The 15,741-nt window shown below is 68.2% G+C and carries 16 protein-coding genes; 5 read left to right on the forward strand and 11 right to left on the reverse strand.

Annotation, left to right across the window (positions count from 1 at the left end):
- Nucleotides 1–29: 29 nt before the first annotated feature.
- The 5 genes from ABZT04_RS21745 to ABZT04_RS21765 are packed head-to-tail and all read right to left on the reverse strand — an operon-like array spanning nucleotide 30 to nucleotide 5,048.
- Entirely contained in the window at nucleotides 30–224 is a 195-nt protein-coding gene (locus ABZT04_RS21745) for a ferredoxin (protein ID WP_356058458.1), read from the reverse strand.
- Between the two features lie 42 nt (nucleotides 225–266).
- Nucleotides 267–1,634, reverse strand: coding sequence for an ABC transporter substrate-binding protein (locus ABZT04_RS21750; protein WP_356058460.1), 1,368 nt, complete (start codon nucleotides 1,632–1,634; stop codon nucleotides 267–269).
- Between the two features lie 41 nt (nucleotides 1,635–1,675).
- A complete protein-coding gene (locus ABZT04_RS21755) occupies nucleotides 1,676–2,881 on the reverse strand; it encodes a CoA transferase (protein WP_356058461.1) in 1,206 nt (401 codons plus the stop codon).
- Nucleotides 2,878–4,317, reverse strand: coding sequence for an aldehyde dehydrogenase family protein (locus ABZT04_RS21760; RefSeq protein ID WP_356058463.1), 1,440 nt, complete (start codon nucleotides 4,315–4,317; stop codon nucleotides 2,878–2,880). Before ABZT04_RS21760 ends, ABZT04_RS21755 begins: the two co-directional genes overlap by 4 nt.
- The gene (locus tag ABZT04_RS21765; protein ID WP_356058464.1) at nucleotides 4,314–5,048 is read right to left on the reverse strand and encodes an SDR family oxidoreductase; all 735 of its coding nucleotides are present in this window, start codon (nucleotides 5,046–5,048) and stop codon (nucleotides 4,314–4,316) included. The genes ABZT04_RS21760 and ABZT04_RS21765 overlap by 4 nt, the downstream gene beginning before the upstream one ends.
- Nucleotides 5,049–5,285: 237 nt before the next feature.
- Here ABZT04_RS21765 and ABZT04_RS21770 point away from each other — a divergent pair, with 237 nt between their 5' ends.
- Genes ABZT04_RS21770 through ABZT04_RS21790 form a run of 5 tightly spaced genes read left to right on the forward strand, consistent with a single transcriptional unit; the run spans nucleotide 5,286 to nucleotide 9,405 of the window.
- Nucleotides 5,286–5,990: an SDR family NAD(P)-dependent oxidoreductase gene (locus tag ABZT04_RS21770; RefSeq protein ID WP_356058466.1), complete on the forward strand. Its 705-nt coding sequence runs from the start codon at nucleotides 5,286–5,288 to the stop codon at nucleotides 5,988–5,990.
- Complete coding sequence (locus tag ABZT04_RS21775; RefSeq protein WP_356058467.1) at nucleotides 5,987–6,604, forward strand: carboxymuconolactone decarboxylase family protein; 618 nt, start codon at nucleotides 5,987–5,989, stop codon at nucleotides 6,602–6,604. The genes ABZT04_RS21770 and ABZT04_RS21775 overlap by 4 nt, the downstream gene beginning before the upstream one ends.
- Nucleotides 6,605–6,608: 4 nt before the next feature.
- A complete protein-coding gene (locus tag ABZT04_RS21780; RefSeq protein WP_356058469.1) occupies nucleotides 6,609–7,874 on the forward strand; it encodes an aromatic ring-hydroxylating dioxygenase subunit alpha in 1,266 nt (421 codons plus the stop codon).
- Nucleotides 7,861–8,181 carry a hypothetical protein gene (locus ABZT04_RS21785; RefSeq protein WP_355916144.1) on the forward strand — a complete coding sequence of 107 codons (321 nt, stop codon included), beginning with the start codon at nucleotides 7,861–7,863 and terminating at the stop codon, nucleotides 8,179–8,181. Before ABZT04_RS21780 ends, ABZT04_RS21785 begins: the two co-directional genes overlap by 14 nt.
- Nucleotides 8,182–8,187: 6 nt before the next feature.
- The gene (locus ABZT04_RS21790) at nucleotides 8,188–9,405 is read left to right on the forward strand and encodes an amidohydrolase family protein (RefSeq protein ID WP_356058471.1); all 1,218 of its coding nucleotides are present in this window, start codon (nucleotides 8,188–8,190) and stop codon (nucleotides 9,403–9,405) included.
- 112 nt (nucleotides 9,406–9,517) lie between these two features.
- Here the strand turns inward: ABZT04_RS21790 and ABZT04_RS21795 are convergent, their stop codons facing one another.
- The 6 genes from ABZT04_RS21795 to ABZT04_RS21820 are packed head-to-tail and all read right to left on the reverse strand — an operon-like array spanning nucleotide 9,518 to nucleotide 15,617.
- Complete coding sequence (locus ABZT04_RS21795) at nucleotides 9,518–10,309, reverse strand: enoyl-CoA hydratase (protein ID WP_356058472.1); 792 nt, start codon at nucleotides 10,307–10,309, stop codon at nucleotides 9,518–9,520.
- 54 nt (nucleotides 10,310–10,363) lie between these two features.
- The gene (locus ABZT04_RS21800) at nucleotides 10,364–11,512 is read right to left on the reverse strand and encodes an acyl-CoA dehydrogenase family protein (RefSeq protein WP_356058474.1); all 1,149 of its coding nucleotides are present in this window, start codon (nucleotides 11,510–11,512) and stop codon (nucleotides 10,364–10,366) included.
- The gene (locus ABZT04_RS21805; RefSeq protein WP_356058476.1) at nucleotides 11,509–12,360 is read right to left on the reverse strand and encodes an acyl-CoA dehydrogenase family protein; all 852 of its coding nucleotides are present in this window, start codon (nucleotides 12,358–12,360) and stop codon (nucleotides 11,509–11,511) included. Before ABZT04_RS21805 ends, ABZT04_RS21800 begins: the two co-directional genes overlap by 4 nt.
- Nucleotides 12,350–13,321, reverse strand: a complete 972-nt coding sequence (locus ABZT04_RS21810; RefSeq protein ID WP_356058477.1) for an NADPH:quinone oxidoreductase family protein — start codon at nucleotides 13,319–13,321, stop codon at nucleotides 12,350–12,352. The genes ABZT04_RS21805 and ABZT04_RS21810 overlap by 11 nt, the downstream gene beginning before the upstream one ends.
- Nucleotides 13,318–14,340 (reverse strand): phosphotransferase family protein, encoded by a 1,023-nt coding sequence (locus ABZT04_RS21815; protein WP_356058479.1) that lies wholly within the window; start codon nucleotides 14,338–14,340, stop codon nucleotides 13,318–13,320. Before ABZT04_RS21815 ends, ABZT04_RS21810 begins: the two co-directional genes overlap by 4 nt.
- Nucleotides 14,337–15,617 (reverse strand): acyl-CoA dehydrogenase family protein, encoded by a 1,281-nt coding sequence (locus ABZT04_RS21820; RefSeq protein WP_356058481.1) that lies wholly within the window; start codon nucleotides 15,615–15,617, stop codon nucleotides 14,337–14,339. Before ABZT04_RS21820 ends, ABZT04_RS21815 begins: the two co-directional genes overlap by 4 nt.
- Nucleotides 15,618–15,741 lie beyond the last annotated feature (124 nt).

Here is a 15,741-nt window from a genome sequence, read left to right on the forward strand (position 1 = left end):
TCCTCTCCCGCTCGGTGGCTGAGGTGGGGTCAGGAGATGAGGGAGATGGCCCGTTCCGGGCAGGACAGGACCGCTTCACGCACGGCCGTCTCCTGGTCGGCGGGGACGTCCTCGTCGATGACCGAGGAGTGTCCGTCGATCTCGCTGAGTTCGAAGCTGTCCGGAGCGTGCATCGCGCAGAGCGTGTGGCCCTGGCAGCGCTCGGGGTCGACTCGTACCTTCACGGTCCTTCCTTCCTGCCGCGGTGAACGGGGGGCGAGGTGTGCCTACTTGAGGTCGGACAGCGACTTGCCGACGTCAGCGAGCGTGACCGGCTTGCCGTAGTTGCCCGTGAACTTGTAGACGGGCGCGTCACAGCGGTAGGCGCCTTCGGTGGGCTTGAAGTCCGCAGGCACCCAGCCGCTGGTGGTGGCCTTCTCGACGTTGAAGCACTTCACGGGCTCGTCGGGCGAGGACAGGTTCACCGGGGCCTGGAGCCCTCCCCCGGTCCACTCGGTCTGCTTCTTGGCGTTCGCCAGGACACAACTGCGGGTCAGTTCGGCGCAGTCACGGGCGGCGGTGGCGAACAGCAGCCAACTGGAGAAGGCGTGCACGGCGGGCAGGGTGATCTGCGCGTCGGGCGCGTACTTCTTGAACAGGGCGACCATTTCCTTGGTGGCCGGGTTGTCGTCGGCCTTCTCCAGGGGGTAAGTGCCGTCGATGGAGGCGAAGTTGGTCTGGGCGCTCAGCGCGGTGTCGGCAAGCTTGAGGAACGCGGGACCGTAGGCGTTGTTGTTGGCGTCGATCCAGTCGAGCTTGTAGTCGATGTTGGTGAGCGCCTGCTCCAGCTTCGCCAGTTGGGTGAAGTCCCCCAGGAAGACGAGTCCCTTGACCTTCTTCGTCTTGATGGACTGGGCGTACGGCGTCCAGTCGGAGACGCCCTGGGCGGGGTAGAGGTCGGAGTAGGTGACCTTGCCGCCCATCGCGGTGAGGACTTCCTTGTCCTGCGCGGCGAGGGCCTTGGTGACGGGCACGTCTCCGGTGATGATGCCGACACCGCTCGCCGACGACGGGTACGCCTCCTTGAGCAGCCAGGAGTAGTAGCCGGCGTAGGGCGAGTAGCCGGTGGAGGCGCCCTGGCTCATCACCTGGAGGTCCGCGCCGAGTTCGGAGGTGACCTGTGCCGGGAACTCGGGGAGCAGGCACTTGAGGCGGGTCTTGACGCCCAGGCCGTCGAGGGCGGCGCCGCCGCCCACCTCGAAGAAGTCGGTGCGGCAGGCCGCGATCATCTGCTGGTTGACCTGCATGAGCTGGGAGTCGTGCGTCACGGGCGTGATCTTGCGGCCGTTGATGCCACCCGCGGCGTTGCACCAGGAACTGAAGACCTTCGCCGCGTTCTCGAACTCCGGGTTCTTGGTGAACCCGACGTCGGTGAAGACGCCGACCTTGATGTCGGTGGCGGTGACGCCCTGGCCGGTGACGGTCTTGGCGGTGCCCTTGCCGCAGACGGACTTCAGGGTGCCGAAGTCGGCCGTCGCGGTGTCGGCGGCTCCGGTGGTCGAAGGGCTGGTGGTGTCCGCGGATTTGGTGCGGCCGGAACATCCCGCCGCGGCCGCGAGGGCCAGGACCAGCGCGGGGATGAGCAAGCGTCTCATCGGTTCTCCTCGTTGAGAATGTGAGTCTCGCTGTCGGGTGATCAGGTGACCGCGCCGGCGGCCTTGAGCGCGATGATGCGGTCCCAGTCCAGGCCCAGTTCGAGGAGGATCTCCTCGGTCTGGGCAGCGAACTCGGGTGCGGGTGCGAGGTGCGGGGCCTGTACGTCGAACTGCACGGGGCTGGAGACCAGTTCGAGCTCTCCTGCCGGGAGCAGGTACTCGTTCGCCCTGATCTGCGGGTCGTCGCCCACTTGCAGGGAGTTCTGCACGGGGGCCCAGGGCCCGGCCAGGGTGGCGAAGCGCCGGCTCCACTCCGCGAGGGTGCGGGTGGCGAGGACCTCGCGGAGGATCTTGACGGCCTCCGCCGTGTTCGCGACGAGGTGCTCGGCGGTGTCGAAGCGGGGGTCGTCGGCGAGTTCGGGGCGGTCGATGTGCCGGCACACATCGGCCCAGAACTTTCCGGGCTGCATCATGACGAACGCCAGATGGTGGCCGTCGGAGGTCTCGTAGAGCCCGGACAGGGGGTTCGCCACGGAACCGTGGGTGCCGACGGGCGGCGGGAGCCAGGGCTTGCCGAGGTGCAGGGAGAGCGCGGTGGCGTGGCCCATCGCCCACAGGCCGCTGCCGAGCAGGGAGACGTCCACGACCGAGGGTTCGCCGGTGCGCTCGCGTTTGAGGAGCGCGGCCGCGATGCCGCCGGCGAGGTTGGTGCCGGAGATGGTGTCGCCGTAGGCGGGCGACGGCGGGTTGATGATGCCGTCGGTGCCTTCGGGGGTGATGCTCGCGGCGGTGCCGGCGCGGGCCCAGAACGCCGTCATGTCGTAGCCACCCTTTACCGCCTCCGGTCCGCGTGGCCCGAAGGCGCTGCCCCGGGCGTAGACGATGCGGGGGTTGACGGTACGGATGTCGTCGACGTCGATGCCGAACCTGTCCCGGTGGCCGGGAAGGAAGCTGGTCAGGAACACGTCGGCGTGCCGGGCCAGTTCGTACAGCACCTCCTTGCCCTCGGGCTTGGAGATGTCGAGTCCGAGGCTGCGCTTGCCGCGGTTGGCGTGCTCGACGTTGGGGTTGGGGTCGCCCTCGACGCGCATCGTGCCGGTCTGGCGGAGACCGCGTTGCGGGTCGCCGGTAACGGCGTGCTCGACCTTGATGACGTCCGCTCCCCAGTCGGAGAGGACGGCTCCCGCCGAGGGCACGAAGCCGTACATGGCGACTTCGAGGACGCGGATGCCTTCGAGGGGCCTCATGACCGGACCACGACCGCGAAGGATTTGTACTCCAGGAACTCCTCCAGTCCGGGAACACCGCTCTCCCGGCCGATGCCGGACTGCTTGTAGCCGCCGAACGGCACGTCCGCGGCGAAGTAGTTGCCGCCGTTGATGCTGAAGGTGCCGGTGCGGATCCGGCGGGCGAGGGCAATGGCCCGCTCGTCGTCGGCGCTCTGGATACCGCCGGAGAGGCCGAAGACGGAGTTGTTGGCGATGCGCACGGCGTCGTCATCGTCGTCGTACGGAATGACGACGAGTACGGGTCCGAAGACCTCGTCCTGGGCGATCTCGCTGTCCGGGTCGACGTTGCTGAGCAGGGTCGGCTTGTAGAAGAAGCCGGGATCGACCTTCTCGCCGCCGGTGACGAGGTTCGCGCCTGCCGCGACGGCCCTGCGCACCATTCCGTCGACCTTGTCGCGCTGGCGTTCGCTGATGAGCGGGCCCGCGAAGGTCTTGGGGTCGACGGGGTCGCCGAGTGGGATACGGGCGAGGCCCGCCGCGACCTTCTCGACGAGTTCGTCGTGGTGTTCCCTGGGCACGAGCAGCCGTGAGGTGAGCGCGCAGCCCTGGCCGGAGTGGGAGCAGATGGTGCCGGCCGCGAACATGGCGGCGGTGGCGAAGTCGGCGTCGTCGAGGACGATCATGGCGGATTTGCCGCCGAGTTCGAGGAAGACCTTCTTCACCGTGCGGCTCGCGGCCTCCATGATGCGGCGGCCGGTCGCGGTGGAACCGGTGAAGGTGATCATGTCGACGTCGGGGTGCGTGGTGAGCGCCTCGCCGACCTCGGCGCCGGAGGAAGTGAGGACGTTGACCACGCCGGGCGGGAAGTCCGTGTGCTCGGCGATGAGTTGCCCGAGGAACAGGGTGGTCAGCGGGGTGTCCGGGGCGCCCTTGAGCACGACGGTGCAGCCGGCCGCGAGGGCGGGGGCGAGCTTGGCGAGGGCCAGTTGGTTGGGGTAGTTGTAGGCGATGATCGCGGTGACGACCCCGGCGGCCTCCTTCTCCACCCAACGGCGGTGACGCTGGCCCCGGATCTCTACCTCGCCCAGCTCCTCGGTCAACGGGTACTTGCGCAGCAGGTCGGCGTAGAAGCGCACCAGCTTGACGGGGTCGTCGAGTTGGGGGCCGTAGGTGAGCATGCGGGGCGCGCCCACCTCGGCGATGGTCAGCTCGCGCAGCTCCTCGACGTGGTCGAGGAGCGCCTGGTGCAGTTGGTCGAGACAGCGGATGCGCAGCTGTACGTCGGTGGACCAGGTGGTGGTGTCGAAGGCGGTGCGGGCGGCTGCTACGGCAGCCTCGGCCTGGGCGGTGGTGGCGTCGGGGGCTTGGCCGTGGACCTCGCCGGTGGCGGGGTTGAGGGAGGGGAACGTCCGCTCCGCGTCGACCAGTTGGCCGTTGATGAGAAGGCGGGTCACAGCCGTACCACCTGTCCGCCGTCCACGCTGATGGTCTGTCCGGTGAGCCAGCCGGCGTCGTCGGAGAGCAGGAACAGCACGGTGGGGGTCAGGTCGCCCGGTGTGCCCATCCGTTTGAGGGCCAGGGCCTGGGTCATCCGCTCCTGGAACTCGACCGGTACGACGGTCGCCGTGGCCTCGGTGTCGGTGGGGCCGGGGGCGATGCCGTTGACGCGGATGCCCCGGCCGCCGAGTTCGGCGGCGAGGGACGCGGTGAGGTGATTGATGCCGATCTTGGCCAGGCCGTAGTAGCCGCTGGCCATGTAGGCGGCGGCGGAGGACTGGTTGACGATCGCGCCGCCCTCGCCCATGTGCGGGACGGCGGCCCGGGTGACGTACAGGGCGCCCATCAGGTTCACCTGGATGAAGCGGTTGAGATAGTCGAGGTCGACGGTGGTCAGGCCCTCGCGCCGCATGCTGTGGTAGATCGCGGCGTTGTTGATCAGGTAGTCGATGCGGCCGAACTCGGCGACCGTGGCGGCGGCCAGCGCGTCGGCCGAGGCGGGGTCTCCGACGTCGACCTTCACGAAGAGCGCGGAGTCCCCCAGCTCCTTGGCGACCCGCTGCCCCTGCTCCTCGTTGATGTCCGCGACCACGACCCGTGCCCCTTCGGCGGCCAGCGCCCGGGCGTAGTCCTCGCCGATTCCCTGTCCCGCTCCGGTGACGATCGCCACCTTGTCCTGGAACCGCATCCTGTTCTCCTCGCATGGATGGGCGGCTTGCTCCAATGAAGCGGAAACTACATTCTCCTTATACGCGAATCAACCATCCGGAAGCGAGAATGTCATCCCGACCGGTTGGGTGGCGGGCGCACGGAGGGCGGCGAACAGCCCCCGCCTGCGGGGGACTTCCGGAAGCACGGGAGACGAGAATACGCTTCTCAGATTCGGAAGGGAGATTTTCATGATCGAGACGAAGGGGGTTCCGGTATGAGGACAGCCCTCGTCACAGGCGGCGGCTCCGGCATCGGACGGGCCATCGCAGAGCGCCTGGAGGCCGACGGTCTCCAGGTCGCCACCCTCGACCTCAATCCGTCCGACAGGGGCTTCTCCCGGAAGGCCGATGTCTCCGACCGGGCTCAGGTGGACGAGGCGCTGGCCGAGGTCCGGGAGCGGCTCGGTCCGGTCACGGTTCTGGTCAACGCGGCGGGAATGGAGGGCTACAAGCGCTTCGCCAACCTCACCTTCGAGGCCTGGCAGCGGGTCGTCGACGTCAACCTCAACGGCGTCTTCCACTGCGTCCAGGCCGTCCTGCCGGACATGGTGGAGGCCCGCTGGGGGCGGATCGTCAACATCTCCTCGTCCAGCGCGCACTCCGGCCAGCCGTTCATGACGCACTACGTGGCGGCCAAGTCGGCGGTCAACGGGCTCACCAAGGCACTGGCCCTGGAGCTGGGGCCGCAGGGCATCACCGTGAACGCGGTGCCGCCCGGCTTCATCGACACCCCCATGCTGCGCCGCTCGGAGGAGCGACAACTGCTCGGCGGGACGGTCGAGGAGCACATCCAGCGCACTCCGGTACGCCGCGTCGGGCGCCCCGAGGACATCGCCGCCGCCTGCTCCTTCCTCGCCTCCGAGGAGGCCGGCTACATCACCGGTCAGATCCTGGGCGTGAACGGCGGGCGGAACACATGAGCCAACACGACGAGAGCCCGACCGCTCACGGCGAGAACGGCGGGACCACCGCCGAGAACGCCGTGCGCATCTCCCCGGTGCCGTACGACGAGTGGGACCACGACCTGTTCTCGGTCATCAACCACCCCAAGAAGCTGCCGGAGGCCAACGTCCTCGGGATCTTCCAGCGGCATCCGGCCCTGGCGCGAGCGTTCCTGACGTTCAACATGCACCTCAACACCTCGACCCTGCCGGTGCGCGTCCGCGAGCTGGCCGTCATGCGCGTCGCGTGGCGGCGGGGCAGCAAGTACGAGTGGGCCAGCCATGTCCTGATCGGCCGGAAGTTCGGGGTGACCGAGGCCGAGATCGAGGAAGTCCGCACCGGCGCCGACACCTTGCTCAACCGGGCGGTGGACGAACTGGACACCGACTCTGGCCTGTCGGACTCGACCTACGCGGCGCTCGCCGTCGACCTGGACGAACGCCAGCTCATGGACCTGGTCTTCACCATCGGCGCCTACACGATGCTCACGATGGCCCTCAACACCTTCGGCGTGGAACTCGACCCCGTGATCTCGGAAGAGAACTTCAGTTTCCCAAAACGAGAATGGTATTCTCACAAGCGAGAGGGGTGATCCCATGCCACACTTCGCCAAGCCGGCGGCCGGAAGCTGGACCGAGAACTACCCCGAGCTGGGCACCAGCCCGGTCAACTATGAGGACTCCATCGACCCCGCGTACTACGAGGCGGAGAAGGAGGCGATCTTCAAGAAGACCTGGCTGAACGTCGGACGGGTCGAGCAGGTCCCCAAGGTCGGCAGCTACTTCACGAAGGAGCTGGCCGTCGCCGACACCTCACTGGTGATCGTGCGGGGCAAGGACAAGGAGATCCGCGCCTTCCACAACGTCTGCCGCCACCGCGGCAACAAGCTCGTGTGGAACGACTACCCGGGCGAGGAGGTCAAGGGCACCTGCCGCCAGTTCACCTGCAAGTACCACGCCTGGCGCTACAGCCTGGACGGCGATCTGACCTTCGTGCAGCAGGAGAAGGAGTTCTTCGACCTGGACAAGGCGGACTACGGCCTCAAGCTGGTCCGCTGCGAGGTCTGGGAGGGGTTCATCTTCGTCAACCTCGACCCCGGGGCCCAGCCGCTGAAGGAGTACCTCGGCGAGTTCGCCAAGGGCCTGGAGGGCTACCCCTTCCACGAGATGACCGAGGTCTTCACCTACAAGGCGGAGATCGGCAGCAACTGGAAGCTGTTCATCGACGCGTTCGCGGAGTTCTACCACGCGCCCGTCCTGCACATGAAGCAGGCCGTCAAGGACGAGGCCGACAAGCTCTTCAACGTCGGGTACGAGGCGCTGCACTACGAGATCCACCCCCCGCACTCGATGATCTCCTCCTGGGGAGGCATGTCCCCGCCCAAGGACCTGAGCATCGTCAAGCCCATCGAACGCACCCTGCGCAGCGGCCTGTTCGGGCCGTGGGAGGCGCCCGACATCGAGGGCCTGGACAATCTGCCGACGGGACTCAACCCGGGCCGGCACCGCGCGTGGGGCAACGATTCCTTCGAGTTCTTCCCCAACATGACCCTGCTGATCTGGAAGCCCGGCTGGTATCTGACGTACCACTACTGGCCGACGGCGGTCGACAAGCACATCTTCGAGGCCAACCTGTACTTCGTGCCCGCCAAGACGGCACGCGAGCGGCTGAAGCAGGAGCTGGCGGCGGTGACGTTCAAGGAGTACGCCCTCCAGGACGGCAACACGCTGGAGGCCACCCAGACGATGCTCAAGAGCCGGGTCGTCACCGATTTCCCGCTCTGCGACCAGGAGTTGCTGCTCCGCCATCTGCACAAGACGGTCGCCGACTACGTCAAGGAGCACACCGATGCTGCCCAGTGAGTTCGCGGCGCTCGAACCGTTCAGCGAGTGGGTCCTGGAGTCCGAGCGCGACCGCTACAGCAAGCGCCTGGCCAGCTCCATGGAGGAGATGCAGGCCTTCTACGACGCCGCGTTCCCGCTGCTGGAGCAGGCCTCCGACCACCTCGACAAGTTCCCGCTGGCCGAACTGCCGGAGCAGGAGCGCAACTTGCTGCTCCTGATGTTCTCCCTGGTGAACGTGTCGTTCCCGGTCGAGGTCTGGAAGCAGGCCCGGGTGCCGGACAGCGGCGCCGCCTACATGGACCTCGTCGTCGAACCGAAGGTGTGATCCCTCGTGCTCACGCTCAAAGCGGCGCGTGTACTGCACGTGGAGACGGGCGAGTTGGAGGAGCCGGGCGTGATCACGGTCGACGGCGACCGTATCGCGCCCGGCCCGGGCACGGGCGAGGACGAGGTTCTCGATCTCGGTGACGTCACTCTCCTGCCCGGTCTCATGGACATGGAGGTCAACCTCCTGATGGGCGGCCGGGGAGAGACGCTCGCGCTCTCCCCCGTCCAGGACGATCCCCCGCTGCGGATGCTCCGCGCGGTGGGCAACGCCCGGCGGACCCTGCGCGCGGGTTTCACCACGGTCAGGAACCTCGGCCTGTTCGTGAAGACGGGCGGCTATCTGCTGGACGTCGCGCTGGCGAAGGCCATCGACGCCGGCTGGATCGACGGCCCGCGCATCGTCCCGGCGGGACACGCCATCACACCGACCGGCGGCCATCTGGATCCCACGATGTTCGCCGCGTACGCGCCCGGAATCATGCCTCTCTCCCTGGAAGAGGGCATTGCCAACGGTGTCGACGAGGTCCGCAAGGCGGTCCGGTACCAGATCAAGCACGGGGCACGGCTCATCAAGGTCTGCGCCTCCGGGGGCGTGATGTCCCATACGGGCACCCCCGGCGCGCAGCACTACTCCGACGAGGAGTTGCGCGCCATCGTCGACGAGGCCCACCGGCGCGGGCTGAAGGTGGCCGCCCACACCCATGGGGCCGACGCCGTCCGCTCGGCGGTGGAGGCCGGCATCGACTGCATCGAGCACGGCTTCCTGCTGGACGACGACACCATCGCGCTGATGGCGGAGCGGGGCACGTTCCTGGTGCCGACGACCGCTCTCATCGAGGGGATGGACATGTCCCGTTCCGCGCCCGAACTGCGGGAGAAGGCGGCCGAGATCTTCCCCCGGGCGAAGACCGTGGTGTCCAGGGCCGGCAAGGCGGGTGTCCGGATGGCGCTGGGCACGGACGCGCCGGCGATCCCGCACGGACGCGGCGCCCAGGAGCTGATCGCCCTGGTCGACCGCGGGATGACCCCTCTGGAGGCGCTCCAGGCCGCGACCGTCAACGCGGCGGAGCTGATCGACGCCGACGACCGGGGCCGTATCGCCGAAGGGCTGCTCGCCGACCTGATCGCGGTGCCCGGCAATCCGCTGGAGGACGTCTCAGTGATAGCGGACGTCCGGTTCGTGATGAAGGGCGGGAAGGTGTTCCGCGACGAGCGCGGCTGAGGGCACGTCGTCGACGCCGTCAGGGTGTGGGTGTGCCGCGTCCCCTCGGCCCACCGAATCGGTCGGCCGAGGGGACGCGGCGTCCTGCGGATGTGGTCACCACTGACCCTGCCTACTGGCCCTTGAGGCGTTCCTTCATGGCGTCGAGCTTGGTGAGAATGGGATATCCGCTCACGCTCAGCGCGTTTCCGTGTCCCGTCTCGTGGATGTCGAAGACGGACTGGACGGCCGCGTAGAAGCCCTGGACGTCGAGGCTCTGGTTGACGGCGCGCTTGGCCTGGCGGAGGCCGAAGGACGGCATCCGGGCGATCTCACGGGCCAACTCCAGGGCCTCGGTGTGCAGTTGGTCGAGGGGGACGACCTTGTTCACCATGCCGACCTTCTCCGCCTCCTCGGCGGTGACGGCCCGTCCGGTGAAGAGGATCTCCTTCGCCTTGCGCGGGCCCAACTCCCAGGTGTGACCGTGGTATTCGACTCCCCCGATGCCCATGTGGACGACGGGGTCGGAGAATTCGGCGTTCTCGGCGGCCACGATCAGGTCGCAGGGCCAGCAGAGCATCAGTCCGCCCGCGATGCACTTGCCCTGCACGGCGGCGATCGTCGGCTTGGGTATGTTGCGCCAGCGCAGGGTGTACTCCAGGTACCGGCGGGTCTCGGCGCTGTAAATCCACTCCAGGGTGATCTCCTTCGGCGCCGGCCAGCGGTCCTTGAGGTCGTGTCCCGACGAGAAGTGCTTGCCGTTGGCCTTCAGGAGAACGACCTTCACGTCCTCGTCGGCCGCGGCCCGGCTCCAGGCCGCGTCGAGCGCGTCGAGCAGCTCCGCGTTCTGCGCGTTGGCGACCTGGGGCCGGTTGAGGGTGATGATCCCCACCCGGTCGTCGACCTCGTACAGGATGTCGTCCATGCGTCTCGTCCTCTGTCGGCTCTGAGTCGGTTCCGATTCGGTCCTGAGTCGGTTCTATCGGGGCAGGCCGAGGATCCGCTCGGCGATGATGTTGCGCTGGATCTCGGAGGTGCCGCCGGCGATGGTCCCGCCGAAGCTGCGCGCGTACCGCTCGAACCAACTGGCGGTGAACGTCTCCAGGTTCATATGGGTGTACGCCCCCGTCTGCACCGGATGCAGCAGTGCCTCGCCGCCGTGGTGTTCGAGGGCGTGCAGTTCGGCGTTCTGCGCGGCCTCGGAGCCGAGCAGTTTGAGCACCGAGATCTCCACCGGGTTCCGGTCGGGCGCGAGCAGCCGGTAGCCGAGCAACCGCAGTGCCTGGACGTCCATTTGGAGGGTGGCGTACCACTCCTCGTCGCAGGCCGCGTCCTGGATCAGACCGTCCATCCGCTCGGCGTAGTGCACCCACAGCAGAGTCCGTTCGTGCCCGAGCGAGCCGTTGGCCACGCGCCAGCCCTCGTTGAGGGGGCCGACGAAGTTCTCCTTCGGGACACGGACGTCGGTGAAGAACACCTCGTTGAAGTCGAGGTCGTCGGGGGCGGCGATCGACCCGAACGGCCGCCGGACCAGGCCTGGGGAGTCGGTGGGGATGAGCAGGACACTGATCCCCCTGTGCTTGGGCGCGTCGGGGTCGGTGCGGACGAAGGTGAGCAGGACGTCGGCGTCGTGCGCGCCCGAGGTCCACACCTTCTGCCCGTTGACGACGAAGTGGTCGCCTTCGAGGACCGCCCGGGTGCGCAGCCCGGCCAGGTCGGAACCCGCTCCGGGCTCGCTCATGCCGAGCGACGCCGTGATCTCGGCGCGCAGCAGGGGAATCGCCCAGTCGCGTTTCTGTTCCTCGGTGCCGAAGGTGAGCAGTGAGGCCGCGATGATGTTGAGGCCCTGGGGGTTGAAGCTGTGGTAGATCCGCCGCCGGGACAACTCTTCCAGGTGGGCGACGACTTGGGGCAGGGTGGCGTTGCGGCCGCCGTACTCGGGCGGCTGGGCGGGCAGTAGCCAGCCGGCGTCGAAGAGCTTGCGCTGCCAGCGTCGGGCCCAATCGGGGATGTGCGCACTGGACTTGGAGCGGTCCTTGGCCTCCTCGGGGGTGGGCAGATGGGCGTCGAGGAAGTCGCTGAAATCGGCGCGGAACTTCTCGACCTCGGGGTCGGGGGCCAGCCTCATACCAGCAGCGCCTTCCTGTGCTCGGACGCCGTGCCGAGGAGCAGGTCCCCGGCCTTGGCCCGCTTGAGGTGGATCTGCAGCTCGTTCTCCCACGTGTAGCCCATGGCCCCGAAGAGCTGGAACCCGTTGCGGAAGCAGACTCGTTGGCAGTCACCGGCGGCGGCCTTGGCCATCGCGGCGGCCCGGCCGCGGCGCGGGTCGTCCTCGGCGATGGTGAGCGCGGAGAAGTAGGCGAGCACCTTGGCTCGTTCGATGGCGACATACATGTCTGCGGCCTTGTGCTTGACGGCCTGGAACGAGCCGATGGGCACGCCGAACTGGTGGCGTTCCTTCACATGGGCGACGACCAGATCGAGGATGCGCCGGCAACTGCCGACGGTGCTCACGGCAAGGCCCATCAGGGCCAGGTCCGGTACTCCGGCCACCAGGTCCGGCGCGTCCACCCGGGCGACATGGAGGGTCGGGTCGAACACGGACAGCCGCTCGGCCGCCAGTTCCGTTCCATCCCGTACGACAACGCCGTGGGAGGTGAGAAGGGCGATCTCGTCGGCACGGTCGGCGTCGAGGACGAACCGTCCCGCCCCGTCGAAGACTCCGGTGCCGGAGCCGCGCGGCAGCCGTCCGGCCAGCGGAGCGAACCAGGTCGCCGTGGCGAGGAAGGGGGTCGTGTCGGCGGCGTAACCCAACTCCTCCACAATGATGGCGAGTTCCACCGGAGGGGCGTCCAGCCAGCCCAACTCCAGGTAGGTGCCCCAGAGTTGCTCTTCGGGCAGCGCTCGTGACTTGGTGACCGTCTCGCGGACCACGCGCTGGAGCAGCCGCTGGTCGTCGTCGAACTCAAACTCCATGCGCGACCTCCAGAAGGACCTTGCCGATGGCGCGGCGCCCCAGGCTGAGGGCGGCGGCGACTTCGGCGAGTGGATACACGGCGTGGACGCGGGGCCGGATCTTCCCGGCGGCGAACAGTTCGTGGAGTTCGGTGCGGGCGGCGATCAGGTCCTCCCGCCGGTGACGTGCCCAGCCGCCGAGGTCGAAGCCGTGCAGGATGATGCCCTTGAGCATCGGGAGATTGAGTGGGATACGCGGGATCTCCCCGCTCGCGAACCCCACGCTCACGAACCGTCCGCCCCAGCGCATGGCACGCAACGCCTCCTCCGCGTACGGGCCGCCGACCGGGTCGATCACGACATCGGCGCCGCCCGCGTCCCGCAGGCCCCGCTTCAGGTCGTCGTACGGCAACGTCACTGTCGCCCCCTGCTCGACGCACACCGCCCGTTTCTCCTCCGTCGAGGCGACGGCGACGACCTCCGCGCCGAGCAGGGCCGCGAGTTCGACGGTCGCGAGGCCGACGCCGCCGGCCGCGCCGAGGACGGCCACCCGTTCGCCCGGGAGTACGTCGGCGACGAGGCGGAGCGCGTCGTAGGCGGTGGCGTGGCTGACCCCAAAGGCGGCCGCGCGCTCGGTGGGGATTCCGTCGGGGATACGGCTCAGGCCGGCCGGGCGGGCGGTGACGCGTTCGGCGAAGGCGCCGACGAACATGGAGCCGAAGACCCGCTCGCCCTTCTCGAATCCGTGCGCGGACGCGGCGACCTCGCCCGCGAACTCGCTGCCGGGGGTGAAGGGCGGTTCCGCCTTGACCTGATAGGCGCCGTCGATCACGAGGACGTCGGCGAAGTTCACGGCCGCGTAGTGCACGTCGACGGGGATGCCGCCTTCGTCCCCGGTGGACTCCGGTCCGGGGAAGGGTGGTTCGGGGAGGTCCTCGACGACGACCGGCCCGCCGACGGCGTTGCAGCGGGCGGCTCTCATAGCCGGGTGGTCGCGGCGAGTTCGGCCGCCTGTGTGGCCATCTGCAGGACGACGTCGCCGTAGTGGGCCATCTTCGGGTTGCCGCCGTCGCCCCTCACATGCCGGGCGTAGCCGCCTTCGAGGACGACGGCCATCTTGAAGCGGGCGAGGATCACGTAGTAGTCGATCTCGCTGACGTCACGGCCGCTGACCTTGGCGTAGTGCTCCAGCAGGTCGGCCCGGTCGGGCATGCCGGTGTAGTCGACGTAGCCCTTCTGGGTGCGGTCCTCGTCGGCGTCGGGCCAGCCCATGACGACCCAGCCGAGGTCGAGCAACGGGTCGCCCACGGTGGCCATTTCGAAGTCGACGAGGGCGGCGAGCTCGGCGGGTGCGCCGTGGCGGAACATGACGTTGGCGAACTGGTAGTCGCCGTGGATGATGCCGGGTGTCCAGTGAGCGGGACGGTGTTCCCGCAGCCAGGCGGCGGCCTTCTCCAGGCCGGGTATCTCGCGGAACTTGAATTTGGCGAGGTGGGCGAGCCAGCGGTCGACCTGTCGGTCGTGGAAGCCGTCGGGTCGGCCGAAGCCCTCAAGGCCCTGGGCCCGCCAGTCCACGTTGCCCAACTTGGCGATTCCCTCGACGAGTTGGTAGGCGAGACCGGGGCGCACGGACAGGTCGCTGAGGAAGGGCTCGGGCCAGCCGCCGGAGTTCATCGGCGACCAGCCGTCGACATGGGCCATCAGATAGAAGCAGGACCCGAGCACGCTCGTGTCGTCGCATACGGCGATGGCCTCGGGGTGCGGGACGTCCGTGCCGTTGAGCGCCTTGAGAACGCGGTATTCACGCAGCATGGTCTCGTTGCGCCCCGGCGGAACCTTCTCCGGCGGTTTGCGCAGCACCATGCTCACCTCGCCGCGCCGGATGCCGTAGATGTCGTTGGAGGTGCCTCCGGAGATGTACGACGTCTCGACGGGTTCACCGGGGGCGATGCCCTGGCCGTCCAGCCAGCGGGCGAGGGATTCCGTGTTGGCGAGCGTCACAGCAGGTCCTCCAACTGCTTCCGGGCCCATTCGCGGCGGGTGGGCAGATGCTGGGTGGGCCAGAGGCCGGGGGCGGCTTCGTATCCGCGCAGGACGTCACGGGCGACCGTGATCTTGTGGACTTCGGTGGGGCCGTCGACCACGGCCATGACGGCGGCGCCGTTCCACATGTCGGAGAACGGCATTTCGTTCGACACACCGAGGGCGCCGTGCAGATGCATCGAGCGGTACACGATGTCGTGCAGCACCTTCGGGGTGAGGAACTTGATGGCCGCGATGTCCTTACGGACCCGCTTGTAGTCCTGGTACCGGTCGATCTGCCAGGCGGTGTACAGGACGAAGAGCCGGAACTGGGCCAGTTGGGCATAGGAGTCGGCGAGGTCGGCGCGGACGAGTTGCTTGTCGGCGAGCCTGCTGCCCTGGGTCTCGCGGGACAGGGCCCGCTCGGCCATCATGTCGAGCGCCTTCTGGCTCTGGCCCACGACCCGCATCGCGTGGTGGACGCGGCCGCCGCCGAGCCGGGTCTGGGCGATCGCGAAGGCCTGGCCCTCGCCGCCGAGCAGCGCGTCGGCGGGGACGCGGACGCCGTCGTAGGCGATGAGCGCGTGCATGCCCTCGTCGGTGGCCTCGCCCATGATGCCGAGGTGGCGCTCGATGCGGACGCCGGGGGTGTCGCTGGGCACCAGGAACATCGACATGCCCTTGTACGGGCTGACGTCGGGGTTCGTCACGGCCATCACGATGACGAACTTCGAGGTGCGCGCGTTGGAGGAGAAGAACTTGCGGCCGGTGATGACCCAGTCGTCGCCGTCGCGTTCGGCGCGGGTGGTGAACATCGTGGGGTCGGCGCCGGCCTGCGGTTCGGTCATGGAGAAGCAGGAGAAGCACTCGCCTTCGAGCAGCGGTCGGAGATAGCGCTCCTTCTGCTCCTCGGTGCCGTAGCGGGCGATGATCTCGGCGTTTCCGGTGTCGGGAGCGGCCGTGCCGAAGATGACGGGGGCCCAGCTCGACTGGCCCAGGATCTCGTTGATGAGCGCCAGCTTGACCTGGCCGAAGCCGCGCCCGCCCAGCTCGGGGCCGAGGTGCGGTGCCCACAGGCCCTCGTCGCGGACTTGTTGCTTCAACGTCCGCACCACGGGGCCGAGTTCGTCGTCGAGCGGGTGGTACGCCCGGTCCGGATACAGCAGGTCCAGTGGCTCCACGCGCTCGGCGCGGAACCGTCTGACCCACTCCAGCTTCTCCTCGAACTCCGGCTCGGTGGAAAAGTCCCATGCCATGTCAGACGAACCTCCTGCCAACCCGCACGAATGCAGGTGAGAATATCATTCTCATCTCACGCAAGTAAGGGTCTCGAAACTTGCGGTGTGGGCTTCGGTAGGGGAAGCCGGAGTGTTACCGCTG

Source organism: Streptomyces sp. NPDC005492 (genome assembly GCF_040605995.1).
GTDB lineage: Bacteria > Actinomycetota > Actinomycetes > Streptomycetales > Streptomycetaceae > Streptomyces.